Origin of the sequence: Methylorubrum populi (assembly GCF_002355515.1) — a bacterium.
GTDB lineage: Bacteria > Pseudomonadota > Alphaproteobacteria > Rhizobiales > Beijerinckiaceae > Methylobacterium > Methylobacterium populi_A.
In genome coordinates this window covers 1-16,904 of sequence record NZ_AP014810.1, presented here as the reverse complement: position 1 = coordinate 16,904, position 16,904 = coordinate 1, and the positions used below count along the sequence as shown (strand labels likewise).

Sequence of the window (16,904 nt, the reverse complement as noted above, 5' to 3'; positions counted from 1 at the left end):
GCACACCGGAGCCGCCGCGACCGTCACGATCGGAGCGAAGCAGAGGAGTGCGCGCTTATACGTCGCTGCGCGACGTGCGTTCAGAGCAGCCATAACGGGGTGGCCTTTGTTGGCTCTCACGGCTAGGCTCACCCGAATAAACAGGTCCGTGTGACCCGCGTATGGCGATCTACCACTTCTCGGCCCAGGTGATTTCGCGCGGTGCGGGTCGCAGCGCCGTGGCGGCGGCTGCCTACCGCTCGGCCTCGGAACTGCATGACGAGCGGGCCGGGCGCGCGCACGACTTCTCGGCCAAGAGCGACGTGGTGCATTCCGAGGTGCTGCTGCCGCAAGGCGCGCCCGACCGCCTGTCCGACCGCGCCACGCTCTGGAACGAGGTCGAGGCGGTCGAGAAACGTAAGGACGCGCAACTCGCCCGCGAGGTGGAGTTCGCTCTTCCCCGTGAGCTGTTGCGGGAGAAGGGAGTAGCGCTCGCCCGAGAGTTCGTTGCCGAGCAGTTCGTGTCGCGCGGCATGGTGGCGGACCTGAACGTTCACTGGCCGGTGGACACTCAGGGCGAGGCGAAGCCGCACGCGCACGTCATGTTGAGCTTGCGCGAGGTCGGGCCCGAGGGCTTCGGCAAGAAGGTCCGCGAGTGGAACGCCACGAGCGAGTTGCAGGGCTGGCGCGAAGCATGGGCGGTGAAGGCGAACGAGCGCTTGGCCGAGCTCGGGCACGAGGTGCGGATCGACCACCGCTCGCTTGCAGACCAGGGCATCGACTTGGAACCCCAGCACAAGGTGGGGCCGGCCGGGGCGCGGCGCGAGGAGCGAGGCGAGGAGGCGGAGCGCGCGGACGAGCACCGGGCTATCGCGGCCCGCAACGGCGAGCGGATCGCGGCCGAGCCGGAGATCGCGCTGCGCACGCTCACGCACCAGCACTCGACCTTCATGCGCCAGGATCTCGCGCGCTTCATCCACCGACACTCAGATGGCGAGGTGCAGTTCACCTCCGTGATGGCGAAGGTGGAGGCCTCGCCGGAGATCGTTCGCCTCGGTGAGGATGAGCGCGGCCGCGAGCGCTTCACCACGCGCGAAATGATCGCGACGGAGGAGCGCATGGAGCGGGCCGCAGGCGAGCTTGCGGCCGCCCGGGGGCATAACGTCGGAGAGGGGGCGCGCAAGGCGGTCCTGAGTTCACACCAGCTCGGGGCCGAGCAGGAAGCGGCGTTCCGGCATGTAACGGGGCCCGGAGATCTCGCGCTCGTCGTGGGCTTCGCCGGTACGGGCAAGAGCACCATGCTTGGGGCGGCGCGCGAGGCCTGGGAGGCTCAGGGTCACCAGGTGCGGGGCGCGGCTTTGTCGGGCATCGCGGCGGAGAACCTGGAGGGCGGGTCGGGGATCGCCTCGCGCACGATCGCCTCACTCGAGCACGCCTGGGGGCAAGGGAGGGATCAGCTCACATCCCGCGACGTGCTCGTCATCGACGAGGCCGGGATGGTGGGCTCGCGGCAGATGGAGCGCGTGCTCTCTCATGCGCGAGAGGCCGGAGCCAAGGTGGTGCTGGTGGGCGATCCGGAGCAGCTGCAGGCCATCGAGGCCGGCGCCGCGTTCCGAGCGCTCGCCGAGCGGCACGGGGCGGCCGAGATCACCACCGTGCGCCGGCAGGCGGCCGAGTGGCAGCGAAAGGCGACGAAGGAGCTCGCGACGGAGCAGACGGCCGCGGCGCTCGCCCGCTACGAGGCGGCCGGCATGGTGCATGGGCACGAGACTAGGGACCAGGCCAAAGCCGCGCTCGTGGAGCGCTGGGACGTCGAGCGACGGGCCGAGCCGGAGGCAAGCTCGGTCATCCTGGCCTACACGCGAGACGACGTGCGGGGGCTCAACGAGCTCGCCCGGGCCCGGGTGCGGGCCGCCGGCGAGCTCGGGGCCGACCAGGCTGTGGCGACGGAGCGGGGCGAGCGGAGCTTCGCGCCGGGCGACCGGGTCATGTTCCTGCGCAACGAGCGGGGCATGGGGGTGAAAAACGGCACGCTCGGCACCCTGGAGCGGATCGAGGGCGGTTCCTCGCTCACTGTGCGCCTCGACGGCGCGGAGAGCATGCGGGTCAGCTTCGATCTGAAGGACTACGCGCACATCGATCACGGCTATGCCGCCACGGTCCACAAGGCCCAGGGCGTCACGGTCGACCGGGCGCACGTGCTGGCCACCCCGCACATGGACCGGCACGCGGCCTATGTGGGGCTGACACGCCACCGCGAGGGCGTTGAGCTGCATTGGGCTAAGGCGGACCTGAATGATCGGGCCGGGCTCGACCGGGCCTTGTCGCGGGAGCGGGCGAAGGACACCACCCTCGACTACGGGGCCGGCTTCGCCGAGCGGCGCGGGATCGCGCCCCCGTCGGAGATCGTCGTCCCGCGCCCGTCGGCCGAGTGGGAGCGGGCTCTGGATCAGACCGCGCCGCGGCGGAGCATGTTCGCCGGCCTCAAGCTCGGGGACGGCGGCGATCGGCGTCTCAGCCGACCGGAGGCGGCCCGCGAGGCAGGGCCTGGTGCCCATCCGGGGCCGGACCGGGCTCCCGCCTCGACGCGGCTCGCGCAGGCCGTGGACGGCTATGCCAGGGCCTTCGCCGATGCCGAGCGGATGCGCGAGGCCAAGCTGCCGGTGCTGCTGCACCAGGAGCTCGCCCTGCGCCAAGCGGGCGAGCGGCTGGAGGCGGCCGACAAGGGCCTGGCCCAGGACCTCAGGACGGCCCTGGAGCGGGAACCGGGGCTCGCCGGCGGCCTCGACACCCGAGAGGGCAGGGTGGCCCTGATGGGCGCCGTCGCCCACGAGCGGCAGGTGCGCGAGACACCGAGCTTGCGCGCGGAGCGCTACGCGGAGGCCTGGACGAAGCTCACGGCCGAACGGTCGAACCTGGCGAGCTGGGGGCCGGAGGGCGATCGGAGGGAGGCCGTCGAGAGCCGGATGCGTCAGCTCGCCGGCGCGATCAAGCGCGACCCGCAGGCCGAGAGCGTGATGAAGGCCAGGGCCAAGGAGCTCGGCATCGAGGCCGGTTCGCGGCTCGCCCGCGTGCTGGAGGCCTCCTCCGAGCGGGAGCTGTCGTTGCGGCTCGACCGGAGCCAGGGCCTCAGCCGATGAAACGAGATGGGTGAGCGATGGACCAGGTGAACGCGGCGGGGTTGGATGAGGAGGACGGCGAGGACGAGGCGACGAGGGCCTTTCGGGACCTCACGCGCGAGGTGGCGGACGTGCGCGCGGAGCTCTCCGTCATGCGCCGCGCCGTCGAGGGGATCGGGCCGGCGCTGAACGAGGCGCGTGCGCCGGACTACAGCCCGACGCTCGCCGAGATCGCGACGCTGCAGAAGGCGATCGTCGTCGCCATTAGTAAAATCGAGAAGCACCCCGCCATCCAGGTCGGGCCGGAAGCTTATGCCGCCCGGGCCGCACAGGCGATCGAAGGGTCTGTGCGGGGCACCTTGCGTGACGCGGAAGGGACGGCGCAGGCGATCCGGGGCTCGGCCCGGGACATTGAGGCCGTCCTGAAATCCGCCCGCACCCGCGAGGAGCAAAACAAGCGCCTCGCCCAGGCGGCTGTGATCGGCGCCGTGGTCGGACTCGCCCTGTTCCCGCTTCTCGGCTTCCCGCTCGCGCGCGCCCTGCCCTTCGGTTCACTTCCTGACAGCCTTGCGGCCTCGGCGCTCGGCGAGGAGCGCTGGAACGCCGGCATGGGACTGATGATGCGGGCTAACCCGCAGCAGTGGAACGGGCTCGTCGAAGGTTACAACATCGCCCGGGCTGGCGGAGACGAGCTCAAGAGCTGTTATGAGACGGCGTTCAGATTGGGTAAAGAGCAGAGGTGCACAACTCTTGTCAGACCGCCAGTGAATACGTCAACGCCTCGCTAGGGCGCGGGCAGAGCGCCCAATCCGATGCGCAAGGCTGCCAGAGTGGCTGCGCTCGCCGTGGCGAGCGCAGCCCGCGAGTTGAGGATCTGGGTACGGTTTAACGCCGTCACGATCCGGTTGACGTCAGCGGCGTCCAACACCTCGTTCCGGCTGATCCGACGCACCCGATGCCGGCTCGCAACCCACCAGAACCAGGCCGAAATGAGCGCCGCTACCGCGACGGCGATATCGAGGACCAGGAGCGCGGCAGAGCTCACCTCACGTGATCCCTTCCGCAGGGCTAATAGTAGCGGAGTTCACTAGCCTTGCCCCGGAACACTCGATAGCTGAACAGCGTGTAGGCGATGATGGTCGGCAGCACGAAGAGAGTGCCGACGAAGATGATCATCAAGCTCTCGGGCGCGCTCGCCGCCCGCCATACGGTCAGCCGCTCTGGCACGATGTACGGGAAAAACGAGAAGGCAAGGCCATGGAAGGCCAGGATGAAGATGCCGACCGCGCCGGCGAAGGGCGCCCACGCCCAGCGATCATCCGCGTGAGGCAGGTGTTTCAGCATCGCCCATAACGCCCCGATCAAGCCCAGGGTCATCAGCGGAACCGGGGCGAGCAGGGCGAGGTTTGGGAACGAGAACCACTTGTCGAAGATGCGCGCGCTCACGAGCGGCGTGACGAGCGAAACGGATGCCAGTCCGAGAGCCGCCAAGCTCAAGGTTCTCTGGGCCCAGGAAACCGCCCGACGCTGCAGGTCGCCGTCGGCTTTCATCACAAGCCACGTCGCACCGATGAAGGTGATCCGCCCCCACTGAAGTGGTCCGCCCTGAGGTATGGCTTTGAGCCAGATGAGGACGGACAGATGGGAACGAAGCGGCATAAGCCGGAGGACGTCGTCGCCAAGCTGCGGCAGGTGGATGTTCTGGTCTCGCAGGGCCAGAGCGTGGCGGAGGCGATCCGGGCCATCGGCGTGACGGAAGTGACCTACTACCGCTGGCGCAAGGAGTACGGCGGCCTGAAGAGCGATCAGGTTCGGCGGATGAAGGACTTGGAGGTCGAGAACCAGCGGCTGCGCAAGGCGATTGCGGATCTCACCCTCGACAAGCTGATCCTTCAGGAGGCCGCTCGGGGAAACTGACCAGCCCCGCGCGCCGACGCGCCTGCATCGCGCATGTCATGAACGTCCTAGACGTCTCCGAGCGCCGCGCCTGTCGGGCGCTCGGGCAGCATCGCTCGACGCAGCGCAAGGTGCCGCGGGGAAGAGAGGATGAGGCCGCGCTGACAGCCGACCTCGTGGAACTGGCTCGCCAGTACGGGCGCTACGGCTACCGGAAGATCGGTGCATTGCTGAAGGCGGCGGGCTGGTTCGTCAACGACAAGCGGGTCGAACGGATCTGGCGGCGCGAGGGGCTGAAGGTCCCATCTCGGCAGCCCAAGCGCGGTCGCATCTGGGACGGGGATGGTTCCTGCCTGCGATTGCGGGCGGAGCGTCGCGATCACGTCTGGTCCTACGACTTTGTCGAAGCCCGCACGCACGAGGGCCGCAAGTTCCGGATGCTGAACGTGGTCGATGAGTTCACGCGGGAGTGCCTGGCGATCCGCGTCGCACGCAAGCTCAAGGCGGCGGACGTGATCGACGTGCTGTCCGACCTGTTCATCCTGCGCGGCGTGCCCGGCCATATCCGCTCGGACAACGGTCCGGAGTTCATCGCCAAGTCGGTGCAGGCCTGGATCACCGGTGTCGGCGCCAGAACAGCCTACATCGCACCCGGCTCGCCATGGGAGAACGGTTACGTCGAGAGCTTCAACGCACGACTACGGGACGAACTTTTAAACGGTGAGATCTTCTACACGCTCAAGGAGGCGCAGATCGTGATCGAGAGTTGGCGTCGACACTACAACAGCGTGCGCCCGCACGCCTCGCTCGGCTATCGGCCGCCAGCCCCGGAGGTATTCGTGCCGGCCTCATCCGCTTGGCCGGCTGCGCTCACCCGACCGGCTCCGCCGGCCAAGCGACCCGTGGAGCAAAGGCCGACCCTGCACTAACTTAGAACTTGGACCACCGCGTGGGGGCCGATCAGTACACAGAACGGACCCAGATATACGCTAAGGTTTTGCCGTGCCTTCGACGGCGCGCATCTGGCGAAGCGGTCTGAGCGCGGTGGATGGCGCATCGGGATCGGTCCAGAGGTAATCGCCGGTGAGATTGATATGCTGCCAACCGAGCGGTGATAGGTGTTGCAGCAGGTCCGGCGGGACCGGCCGGCCGAGGTTGGCGAGATGCATCCGGGCGGCTTGCAGGTAGGTCGTGTTCCACAGGACGATGGCACCGGCGACGAGGTTCAGCGCGCTCGCCCGATGGCTTTGGGCTTGCAGCGCATGATCGCGGATACGGCCGATGCGATGGAAGAAGATGGCGCGTTTCAGGGCATTTTCCGCTTCTCCCTTGTTGAGTTCGCGGGTGGCGCGGCGACGCTGTTCGGGCTGCTCGATCCAGTCGAGCGTGAACAGGGTACGCTCGACGCGACCGATCTCGCGCAACGCCAGTGCCAGGCCGTTGGCGCGTGGATAGGAGCCGAGCCGTTCCAGCATGATCGAGGCGCTGACGACGCCTGTGCGGATCGAGGTTCCCAGTCGCAGCACGTCGTCCCAGTGTGCCTCGATCAGACCTTCGTCGATGCGGCCCGCGACCAGCGGCGCAATATCGGGGCCGGGTTCGATGCCGTTAAACAGGTGCAAACGGCGTGCGGCGATATTCGGGATACGCGGCGCGAACCGGAACCCAAGCAGATGACATAGCGCGAACACATGGTCGGAGACGCCCCCGCCATCGACGTGATGCTCTTCGATGTGCAGATCGGCGCCGTGGTGGAGCAGCCCGTCGAGCACCTGTGCCGCCTCGCTCGCCGAAGCGGAGATAACTGTGGAATGGAACGGCGCGTAGCGATCCGAGACGTGGCTGTAAAAGGAGACAGCCGGCTCTGTCCCCTTGTGCGGATTGACTGCGCCGGTTGCCTGGGCGCGGCGGTCGAGCGGAAAGTTCTGACCGTCTGAGCTGGACGAGGTGCCGGACCCGAACAGCGCGGCCAGCGGCGCGGTGTGTTGGGCGTCGACAAGCCGGGCGAGCGCGCGACCGTAGGTTTCCTCGCGCAGATGCCATGAGGCGAGCCAACCGAGTTGGCGCTGGGTCACGAGATTGCAGGCTTCCGCCATGCGCGTATGGCCCAGATTGGTGGCATCGGCGAGCACCGCCGTGAGGATCGCACGTGGTTCATCCGCGGCACGGCCACTTTGCAGATGCGTGAAGCACTGGCTGAACCCGGTCCATCGATCGACTTCGGCAAGAAGGTCGGTGATGCGGATCGCGGGCAGATGCGCATAGAGCGGCGCAAGGGCGGTATCGGATTCCTCGGGAGTAATCGCCTTCAAGGGCGAAATCCGCAGCCTGCCCAAGCTGAGCTGCACGTCTTCCAGCGCGTCCGTCTCCGCCTTTCGCTCGACCTCGGCCAATCGACGGGCGAGGCGGGCGCGTCGTTCGGCCAGCCAGATATCGGCCGTATCCGGTGCCGGTATCGGCAAGGGGCCGGCCGCGCGCATGTTGGCGAATACGGGGGCAGGAATGAGTTGCTGCTCGACAGCACGATAGCGTCGGCTTCCCTCGACCCACATGTCGCCGGCGCGAAGCCGGTCGCGAAGCTCGACCAGCACGCACAATTCATAGATCCTGCGATCGGGAATGCCGGTGCCGATCGCCCGACGCCAAGCTTGCCGGATGAAGCCGACTGGCGTGCCTGCAGGCAATTTGCGCAGATGACCAAAATGAAGGTCGCGCATGATCGCGACCGCTCGCGCGAGCGCATGGCAGGCTGGCACCGCCCCGAATGTGAACGAGGCGATGAACGAGGGACCGACCTGTCGGAGGACGGGGTAATTGGTCGCGGCGACCGCGACGGGATCGACCGAATCGGGGCGGATCAGCTTGCGGGCTTCATCGACCTCGCGGCCGAGATCATTCCATCCGATCGCTGCCTCGACCGCAGCGCCGATATCGCCACCTGATATCTTGGCGGCGAGCAAGGCAGCGCCGAGTTGGGCAAGCAGCCGGATTTTGCCGTTGATGGTGCGCCGGTTGCGCTTGAGTGTCGTGTCCGCGCTGTTCTGTTCGCGCCGGAACATCTGCCCAAGCAGGCGATCGAACATCAGCACCGCATCGTCGGTGAGGGTAACGATGGTTTCGAGGATGGTCGCCACCAATGTGGCGCGACGCCGCGTCGCTTGCAGCGTCCGAACATGTTGCGCGGTCAGCCGCACGCCTTCCTGGCACAGGCGTCGGAGGCGCTCGGGATGGACGCCTACGGCGATATCCGGATCGATCCCGATGGCCCGAAGCAGTGTCAGTCGCTCGATGATGGCGGCGAATGTCTTTCGGCCGGGCTTGCCGGGTGACTGCCGCACCCAGGCCAGATCGCTCAAGTTCGTGCCTGTGTGGGGCAGGAGAAGCGCATCGAGCAGCCGGCGCTGTCGAGCATCGAGTCCTCGGGTCAGATGCTCGGCGACATGGCGTTCGGCATCGAGCAACGCCTGTGCGACCATCCGCTCGACCGAACTGATGCCCGGCACAATGATGCGCCGTCGCCGGCACTCATCCAGCATCACGCGCGCCAGCCTAGCCCCGCTGGTCGTCGTCAGCGCGATCGGCAGGAGCCATTCCTGCAACGTCGTTCGCAGCGGCCGACTGAGCGGCATGAAGCCGAATGCATCGCGCAGTGCATCGAGCTGTTCGTACCGGGTCGGGCCGCGCGTCGCGTAGTCGGCCAGCACCTCGGGTCCGACCTGCAATTGCTCTGCGACGAACGCGAGCGGCGTATCAGGGATCAGTTCACCGGGTCGCAGGAAACGGCCAGGATAGCGCAGCGCGCAAAGCTGGATCGCGAAACCCAGCCGGTTATGCGGTCGCCTCCGGCGGACGATGATGGCCAAGTCGTCCCGGCTCAATGTCCAGTGCTGGACGAGCAGGGTTTCGTCGTCGGGAAGCGCGAGCAACGCCGCGCGTTGCTCGTCCGACAGGACGGCGCGACGCGGCATCGGCTTAGACCTTGGCCGGTGCGGTCCAGCCGATCCGGGCAAGCGTGCCGAGAAGGGTCGAACGCGGCACCTTGAAGGTCCGGCAGACGGACGCCTTGCTGGCCCCGCCATCCAGCGCGGCGGTGATCCGCTCGAGCGTTTCGGCGTCGATCATCGGCGGGCGGCCACCTTGGCGTCCCCGGCGTTTGGCAGCAGCCAGTCCCGCCATCACCCGTTCGCGCGTGAGCGCACGCTCATATTGTGCCAATGCACCGAACAGCGAGAACAGCAATTCGCCGTGCGGCGTGGTCGTATCCATCTGCTCGGTCAGCGACCGGAACGCGATGCCGCGCGCCTTCAGATCGGTGACGATCGTCAGCAGGTGCGGCAGCGAGCGTCCGAGCCGGTCGAGCTTCCACACGATCAGTGTGTCGCCCGCGTTCAGATAGTCGAGGCAGGCTTTCAGGCCTGGTCGGTCGTCGCGCGCGCCGGATGCCTTGTCGGTATGGAGATGCCGATGATCGACCCCGGTTGCGACGAGCGCGTCCCGCTGGAGATCGACCGTTTGGCGGTCATCGGTCGTTGACACCCGCATATATCCGACCAGCATGTACGACAAACCCTCGAAAGCATGTTTTCGAACACCCTATCAAAGCGACAGGGTTTGTCGATCGTTATGGGCTGAGGCGGGTATGGTTCGGCAAAAGCGCAGGTCCGGAGCGTCGCCTATCACCTGTTTGCCGTCACGCGTCTGCTGTCCGTATGGACGCAAGTAGAAGGCACGCTGATGCCGCAAGAAGCACCAGGTCCTTCAACAGGAACTGTCCGGTTCCGGCCGAAATCGCCGGGAACCCGCCAGCGGTCGGCTCGGCGACGCCAGGCGTGCTCAGGAAAAACGTCAGTGTCACGGCATAAGTCAGGCATGACATCGCCGCGCCGAGAGCGGAGGCCGTCTTGTTGAAAGCACCGATAATCAGCGCAGCGGCCGTCGCGAGCTCGACGGTGCCTATAAAATAGCTTCCACCCTGCACCCCAAAAACGGCCGGAATCCAGCTCATGATCGGACTGTTCTTCATCAATGGCGCGATGCCCATCGCTTCATAGCTCGTGAATTTCATGCAACCGAACCAGAGAAAGATGACCACCAGCGCCCAGCGCAGCAACGCGAGAGACCCGCGAGAGCCGGTCGTCTTTTCAGCTATGTGTAATGTCGAAAACATGGTGCCTCGCTTTCATCATGGCGCATGACCTGCCTTCATGCTTAGACAGGCGTGATATATGCGCTGCGCATACACTATGCGCCGTCAATGAATGAGGCAACCCTTTGAACGTACTCTCGGACCGGCTCGTCAATCTGTTCGGCGCCCTCGCAGTGGGCATGGGCCTGTCGCAAACCCGCAGCGTTTACCCCGCGTTGACCATGCAGCCCGCATGGTGCCTCCAGTCCCGGAGGCCACCCCATGATCCTGTCCGCCATCGCCGCGAAGCTGAAGCAGCGTGCCAAGGCTGACTTCAAGGGCCGGCACTATGAGGCTGCCCTGATCGTCCAGGCCGTCTCCTGGTACCTGCGCTACCCGCTGAGCTACCGCGACATCGAGGAGCTGTTCCTGGAACGCGGCATGGATGTGGACCACTCCACCCTGAACCGCTGGGTCTTGGCCTACGCGCCGCTGATCGAAAAGCGGTTGCGGCAGTTCCGCAAACCGCACTGCGGCTCGGTACGCATCGACGAAACGTACATCAAGGTGCGGGGGGAGTGGCGCTATCTCTACCGGGCCGTCGACAAGCACGGCAATCCAGTCGATTTCCTGCTCACCGCCAATCGGGATCTCGATGCCGCCAAGCGCTTCTTCCGCAAGATGCTGCAGGATCAGCCGTTGCTCGCCCCGGATCGCATCGGCACGGATGGCGCCGGCACCTATCCACCCGCCATCTTGGCTGCGAGGAACGACGGCCTTCTACCCCGCGCGCCGCTCCACTATGTGACCAAGCACCTGCAGCAGGGCATTGAGAGCGACCACTTTCGGGTCAAGAAGAACATGCCCCGGATCGGCGGCTTCCAGTCCTTCCGCACTGCCCGGCGCACGATCCAGGGGTTCGAGGCCATGCTGTGGCTGCGCAAGGGCTTCGGCTTTGCCGGCGCATGGACCATCCGCGAGCAGAACCGACTGCTCGGGGTCTGCTTCGGCCTTCAGGCGGTTAACAGAGCCTAAAAACGAGACAGATCTAGCCTCTGCTGCGGCCTACGGCACGGCTTGCGACAGGCCCATCGTCGGCGACGAGCCCCACCGGCCCTACGACAGGCCGCCCCTGTCGAAGCATGTCCTGGCGGGGGAACTCGCGCCGGAGGCCACCGAGCTGCCCCAGCTCCGCAGCCTGCGCGCCCGGTGGCGGCTCGGCCAGCCAGCGGTGGCCCTCGACCGGGAGCGACGGGTGGTTCGCCTCGCCGATGGCGCGACGCTCCCCTACGAGACGCTGCTGATCGCCACCGGCGCGAGGGCGCGGACATGGCCGGGCGAGGGCGCGGACCTCGCCGGGATATTCACGATCCGCACGGTGGAGGACGCCCGCTCCCTGCGGAATGCCCTCGCGCAGCGTCCCGGTCGCGTCCTCGTCGTCGGTGCCGGATTGATCGGCTGCGAGGCGGCCTCATGCTGCCGAGACCTTGGCTTGGACGTCACCCTCGTCGACCCCAACCCGACGCCCCTCGCTCGCCTGCTCGGGACCGTCATCGGTGGCACGCTCGCCGGGCGGATGAGGGACGCCGGCGTCGACATCCGCATGAACACCAAGATTCACTCGTTCTCCGGCGAGAAGGGCGGGGTGCGCCGCGCTCACTTGCCGGGCGGCGCAACGATCGCGACGGACCTCGTCATCGTGGCCCTCGGCGCGACGCGCGAAACCGGATGGCTCGCCGCGGCGGGCCTCCGCGCCGATGCGGGCGGCCTGACCTGCGACGCAGCCTGCCGGGCGATGACCCTCGCGGGTGAGCTCGATCCCGCAATCTACGCGGCCGGCGACGTCGCGCGCTGGCCCAACCCCCTCACCGGCAATCGCCCGATGACGGTCGAGCACTGGGGAAACGCGGTGGACCAAGCCCGGCACGCGGCCGCCAACATGCTGGCCCGTCCCTCCGAACAGCCTCCGTACGGCCACCTGCCGGCCTTTTGGTCGAGCCAGTTCGGCCTCAACATCAAGCTCGTCGGCCTCACCGAGGGGGCGGACGCCCTGGCCGTCGTCCAGGGGGCGCGGGCCTCGCAGCGGTTCCTGGCGGTTTACGGCAGGGCCGGGCGCAGCGTCGCCGCCGTCTCCTTCGATCAGGCGCGCTGGCTACCCGCCTATGCCGAGGCCGTCGCCGCAGGGTCGGCCTTCCCGCCGATCCTCGGCGCCACCGACCAGCCGCGGATCGAGTGGCTGGAGCCTGGCTTCCCCGTCCCGCGGCGTTCCACCGACCAGGCCGCGCCGACCCTGGAGGCGGCCCATGGGTGACGACACGCTGTTTGCGCAGGTCCTCGACCCGAGGAACCGGCCGGATCCCTACCCGCTGTACGGAAGGTTACGCGAGACGCCGGTCTCCCGCCAAGCCGACGGCAGCTTCGTCGTCAGTACCCATGCCGCAGTGAGGAGCCTCATCTTCGATCCCCGGCTCAGCTCCGAAGACCTGCCGCCCTCCCGGCGGCCCCCCACGGGCAACCCCCTGAGGGACTGGATCCTCAACCCGATCAGGAACCGAGTGGTCAACGCCCACCGTCCGCTGATCTTTCGCGACCCGCCCGACCACGACACCCTGCGCGACTTCGTGATGAAGGAGTTCACCATCGCCCGGGTGCGGGAGTCCCACGCCAAGGTCGCCCGGCTCGTCGATACCCTGATCGACGCGTGCCGGGGCCGCGACACGGTCTGCCTCGTGGACGACCTGTCCTATCCCCTTCCCGTCGCTGTTATCTGCGAGCTTCTCGGCGTGCCCGAGGCCGACGAGGCGCAGTTCCATGCCTGGGCGATCCGCCTCGCGACGGCCCTGGAGCCCGACGCGCGCCACGACGAGGCGGGGCGGCGGGAGATCACCGCGACCTTCGATGCGATCTCGGACTACATGCGCCGGCTGATCCGCGAGAAGCGTCGGCGGCCGGCTGACGACATGCTCAGCGGCCTCGCCGCCCGTGGCGGCCAAGGTCGTCCGGCGATGGGGGACATCGACCTCATCTCGACAGCGATCCTGCTTCTCGTTGCGGGCCACGAGACGACGGTGAACCTCATCACCAACGGAATGCTCACCCTGCTCAGGCACCCGGACGAGCTTGAAAGGCTCAAGGTTGACCCCGCGCGAGCACCCCGCGTGATCGAGGAGATGCTGCGCTACGAGCCCCCCGTCCACTTTCGCACCCGCAAGGCGCTGGGTGCCATCGACGTGGCGGGGGTGACGATCCCGGCGGGATCGCCAGTAATCCTGCTCTTCGCGTCCGCGAGCCGTGACCCGGCACGCTTCGCGGACGCGGACCGGTTCGATCCGGATCGCCGGGACAACCAGCATTTCGGGTTCGGCGGCGGGCTTCACTACTGCGCCGGGGCACCCCTGGCGCGCATCGAGGCTGAGATCGCTCTCGTCCCACATTCCCCAAGTAAATCGCTGATTTTGCTGTCAGGATCTCAATATTTCCGATATAAATCATGGTGTTGATGGCCGTGAGGGGCGCGTTTGATGGATCACCCAGAGGGTGCGGGTTCGAAGCGGGCAGATCGGGTCGAGTTCGACCGCCGGGTGCATGTGGAGTTCCGAGGTGCGCAGCTCAGTTCCGACGGCGGCCTGCTGGTGATGCGCGAGCTGGATGACGCGCTCGGGCTGTCCGATCTGGCGGCAAAAGCATTGCGCGACACCCGGCGCGGCAAGAACACGGTCCACCGGCTTGACGGGTTGTTCCGGCAATCGGTGTTCGGGCGACTGGCCGGATACGAGGATGTGAACGACGCCGACCGCCTGGCCCTCGATCCGGTGATGCGCCAGGTCGTGGGTGGAAGGGCTGTCGATGCGCAAGCGGCCTCGGCCTCGCAGATGGGACGGTTCGAGACCGAGACACTGGCACAGCCCGAGAACCGTGCCGCGCTGGCCGACCTGAATGGCCAATGGATCGACCGGTTCCATGACCGTAACGGGCTGAAGTACATCGTTCTGGACATGGACAGTTCGGTCAGCCCCACCCATGGCGATCAGGAGGGCGCGGCCTGGAACGGGCATTTCGACTGCACCTGCTATCACCCGAACTTTTTGTTCAACCAGTTCGGCATGCTGGAGCGCTGCGCCTTGCGCCATGGCAACGTCCACAGCGCCGATGGCTGGCGGGACGTTCTCGACCCCGTCATCGCCCGCTACGCGGAGCGCGACCTTTGCGGCCGGTTCTTCCGGGCTGACGCCGCCTACGCGATCCCCGCGATCTATGAGCGGCTGGAAGAAGCCCGATTCTTCTACGCCATCCGGCTGCCTGCGAACAACGTCCTGCGCGAGAAGATCGCGCATCGGCTGACGCGCCCTGTCGGGCGACCTTCGCTGACCAAGGTCAAGCGCTTCTACGAAGACTTCGAGTATCAGGCGGCATCCTGGGACAAGGAACGCCGGGTGATCGCCAAGATCGAATGGCATCCGGGCGAACTGTTCCCGCGTGTCGGCTTCATCGTCACCAACCTGCCGATGGAGCCCGACTGGGTGGTGCGGTTCTATAACCAGCGCGGCACCGCCGAGCAGCACATCAAGGAAGGTAAATATGCCTTCCACTGGACGCGGCTGTCATGCCGGAAGTTCCGCGACAATGAGGTGCGACTGCAACTGCATGCGCTGGCCTACAACCTGGCCATCTTCTTGCGCTGCATCGAGTTGCCCGAGACGATGGCCGACTGGTCGTTGACCAGCCTGCAACTGAAGCTGATCAAGATCGGGGCACGTGTCGTCCGCCATGCCCGCGCCATCACCTTCCAGCTGGCCGAGGTGGCCGTCACCGGTCCGATGGTCCGCGCCATCCTCGCCGCCATCCGCCGATTGCGAGCGCCTCCGCTATGCGCATGACCGCCATCCACGCCCAAACTGAACGAAAACGGCAGGATGGGTCTGTCCGCTGCGCTGAAAAACACCGCCACCAGGGCACAACACGGCGGCTTCGCGGGCCGATCTGCCCTGTCTCAGCGCCTTGCGCGCCCGACGACGCCGCTCGGGACGGAAAATGATTGTCCTGCGGTCGGATTCAGGCGAAACTCACGTCAGACGGCATGCGACTTGGGGAATGTATGCTCGTGACGCTCTGCCGGCGCCTCGTCGCCCCCCGGCTCCTAGATGACCCGCCGCCTTACCGGCCGGGCGCTTCCCTCCGCGGCCCGAAGAACCTCGGGATCACCATCGCGGGGATTACCTGACCTTTCCAGCGAAAGGTCGCCCTTGATAGGAAAATGAAATGTCTCGCAATTTCCGTATTCCCGTCGCCGCTCTCGCCCTGATGGGCGCTCTGACGGCCTTGCCCGCGACTTCCGAGACGCTCAAGGAATTGAGCGTCGCCGGTTCGGACGTCGAACTCAGCCCGTTCGAGACCCGACAGCTTCCCGTCGCCACCGCCAAGGACAAGAAGACCGGGCGGACGTTCAACGTCGTCAAGTTACCGAACGGCAAGATGATGGCCATGCAGTCGATCGAGAAACTGGGAGACCGGCTCTCCTATGCGGACGATTCGGAAATGATGTATGGCAACCATACCGGCTCAACCCGCTGACATCCGTCCCGGGGAGCTAAGATCCGCCGTGTGGCGACAGATATCGCCGCACGGCGCCGCCCTGCCTCCGGCCCGCCGGACGCTCGTTCGTAGCCGTCGCTCAGGAAGACTTGCCAACCCGACGTTCAGGCGTGCTTGTTCCGGGCGCCTGAGGTGCGCCGATGCCCGCCAGGGGGAGCAGCGTTCCTTACCCGTATGACCGCGAGGCCGAAAATGGACCTCCCCAGCCTAAAAGCCGCCGGTTGGAGGAAGGCCAGCGTTGCATGGGGAAGGGTCGGCGCGCTGCCTCCTCAATGGGCCGTCCAGCCACCGTCGACGTTGATCGAGGCGCCCGTGATCGAGGCCGCTGCCGGGCTGCATAAGAAGGCGACGGTACCGGCGATCTCCTCGACGGTGACGAAGCGTTTGTTCGGTTGCTCGGCGAGGAACACCTGACGCACGACCTCCTCCTCCGAGATGCCGTGCGCGGCCGCCTGCGCGTGCACCTGATCCGCGACGAGCGGGGTCCAGACGTAGCCGGGACAGACCGCGTTGCAGGTTATGCCGACCTCGGCAGTCTCCAGGGCCGTGACCTTGGTCAGCCCCACGACGCCATGCTTGGCCGCCACGTAGGCGCTCTTGAACGGCGATCCGATCAGCCCGTGCGCCGAGGCCACGTTGACGATCCGGCCCCAGCCGCGCCGACGCATGTCGGGCAGCACCGAGCGCGTCGCGTAAAACACCGCCGAAAGATTGATGGCCAAGATAGCGTCCCACTTTTCGGGCGGGAACTCCTCGATGGGGCTGACATGCTGGATGCCGGCATTGTTCACGAGGATCTCGACGGGCCCGAGTGCGCGCGCCGAACGGTCGACGAGGTCCATGACGGCGCCGGGCTGCGAGAGGTCGGCATCGTCGTAGCGCACGGACGTCTGGTGCCGCTCGCTCAGATCGTGACAGAGGCGCGTGATCTCGGCCTCGTCGCCGAGGCCATTGATTACGATCAAGGCGCCCTGCTCGGCCAAGGTGTTGGCTATGGCAAGCCCGATGCCGCTCGTGGAACCGGTGACGATGGCCACGCGCCCGTCGAGCGGACGCGTCGTTCCGGTCCGGTCGAGCCCGGCCGACTGAAGTATCCGTAACATTGCTGTTGCCCTGATGGACTATGGCGGGTTCCGATGGAGATTGATCGCTCAAGTCTCGTGCGCGCCAATGCCGAGGCGTAATTGGGTCGA

The 16,904-nt window shown here is 66.7% G+C and carries 14 protein-coding genes and 1 pseudogene; 9 read left to right on the top strand and 6 right to left on the bottom strand.

The genetic code is table 11. The annotated features are described in order from the left end of the window. Positions 1–161 precede the first annotated feature (161 nt). On the top strand, positions 162–3,119 hold the full coding sequence (traA, locus tag MPPM_RS26605) for a Ti-type conjugative transfer relaxase TraA (protein ID WP_063987526.1): 2,958 nt from the start codon (positions 162–164) through the stop codon (positions 3,117–3,119). A gap of 17 nt (positions 3,120–3,136) precedes the next feature. Beyond that, positions 3,137–3,886, top strand: coding sequence for a DUF6118 family protein (locus MPPM_RS26600; protein WP_063987527.1), 750 nt, complete (start codon positions 3,137–3,139; stop codon positions 3,884–3,886). On the opposite strand, the gene MPPM_RS26595 is transcribed toward MPPM_RS26600, so the two are convergent. Beyond that, complete coding sequence (locus MPPM_RS26595) at positions 3,883–4,143, bottom strand: hypothetical protein (RefSeq protein ID WP_063987528.1); 261 nt, start codon at positions 4,141–4,143, stop codon at positions 3,883–3,885. The genes MPPM_RS26600 and MPPM_RS26595 overlap by 4 nt on opposite strands. A 23-nt stretch (positions 4,144–4,166) precedes the next feature. Beyond that, positions 4,167–4,757 (bottom strand): cytochrome d ubiquinol oxidase subunit II, encoded by a 591-nt coding sequence (locus MPPM_RS26590; RefSeq protein ID WP_096488050.1) that lies wholly within the window; start codon positions 4,755–4,757, stop codon positions 4,167–4,169. On the opposite strand from MPPM_RS26590, the gene MPPM_RS26585 reads away from it, so the two are divergent. Next, a protein-coding gene (locus MPPM_RS26585; RefSeq protein WP_096488049.1) for an IS3-like element ISMex5 family transposase occupies positions 4,740–5,923 on the top strand; the annotation gives its coding sequence in 2 pieces (ribosomal slippage) (positions 4,740–5,004 and positions 5,004–5,923; 1,185 coding nt in all). The genes MPPM_RS26590 and MPPM_RS26585 overlap by 18 nt on opposite strands. A 60-nt stretch (positions 5,924–5,983) precedes the next feature. Here the strand turns inward: MPPM_RS26585 and MPPM_RS26580 are convergent. The 3 genes from MPPM_RS26580 to MPPM_RS26570 form a co-directional block, all read right to left on the bottom strand. Then, positions 5,984–8,962, bottom strand: a complete 2,979-nt coding sequence (locus MPPM_RS26580; RefSeq protein WP_012449407.1) for a Tn3-like element ISMpo10 family transposase — start codon at positions 8,960–8,962, stop codon at positions 5,984–5,986. Positions 8,963–8,966: 4 nt separating this feature from the next. Beyond that, positions 8,967–9,551 carry a recombinase family protein gene (locus tag MPPM_RS26575; protein WP_010339849.1) on the bottom strand — a complete coding sequence of 195 codons (585 nt, stop codon included), beginning with the start codon at positions 9,549–9,551 and terminating at the stop codon, positions 8,967–8,969. 133 nt (positions 9,552–9,684) lie between these two features. Beyond that, on the bottom strand, positions 9,685–10,161 hold the full coding sequence (locus MPPM_RS26570; protein WP_010339850.1) for a YkgB family protein: 477 nt from the start codon (positions 10,159–10,161) through the stop codon (positions 9,685–9,687). A 240-nt stretch (positions 10,162–10,401) separates the two neighbouring features. On the opposite strand from MPPM_RS26570, the gene MPPM_RS26565 reads away from it, so the two are divergent. The 6 genes and pseudogenes from MPPM_RS26565 (at position 10,402) to MPPM_RS26545 (ending at position 15,690) form a co-directional block, all read left to right on the top strand. Then, complete coding sequence (locus tag MPPM_RS26565) at positions 10,402–11,154, top strand: IS6-like element ISMpo1 family transposase (RefSeq protein WP_012457137.1); 753 nt, start codon at positions 10,402–10,404, stop codon at positions 11,152–11,154. Continuing rightward, positions 11,075–12,430, top strand: a complete 1,356-nt coding sequence (locus MPPM_RS26560; protein ID WP_012457136.1) for an NAD(P)/FAD-dependent oxidoreductase — start codon at positions 11,075–11,077, stop codon at positions 12,428–12,430. Before MPPM_RS26565 ends, MPPM_RS26560 begins: the two co-directional genes overlap by 80 nt. Further along, positions 12,423–13,619 carry a cytochrome P450 gene (locus MPPM_RS26555; protein WP_244573599.1) on the top strand — a complete coding sequence of 399 codons (1,197 nt, stop codon included), beginning with the start codon at positions 12,423–12,425 and terminating at the stop codon, positions 13,617–13,619. Before MPPM_RS26560 ends, MPPM_RS26555 begins: the two co-directional genes overlap by 8 nt. A gap of 21 nt (positions 13,620–13,640) precedes the next feature. Further along, positions 13,641–14,996, top strand: coding sequence for an IS1380-like element ISKpn23 family transposase (locus tag MPPM_RS26550; RefSeq protein WP_003168745.1), 1,356 nt, complete (start codon positions 13,641–13,643; stop codon positions 14,994–14,996). Between the two features lie 212 nt (positions 14,997–15,208). Then, positions 15,209–15,340, top strand: a pseudogene (locus tag MPPM_RS29405) (cytochrome P450); the annotation flags it as partial. 38 nt (positions 15,341–15,378) lie between these two features. Further along, positions 15,379–15,690: a hypothetical protein gene (locus MPPM_RS26545; protein WP_063986897.1), complete on the top strand. Its 312-nt coding sequence runs from the start codon at positions 15,379–15,381 to the stop codon at positions 15,688–15,690. A gap of 290 nt (positions 15,691–15,980) precedes the next feature. Here the strand turns inward: MPPM_RS26545 and MPPM_RS26540 are convergent, their stop codons facing one another. After that, on the bottom strand, positions 15,981–16,814 hold the full coding sequence (locus MPPM_RS26540) for a 3-hydroxybutyrate dehydrogenase (RefSeq protein ID WP_063986896.1): 834 nt from the start codon (positions 16,812–16,814) through the stop codon (positions 15,981–15,983). Between the last annotated feature and the right edge of the window lie 90 nt (positions 16,815–16,904).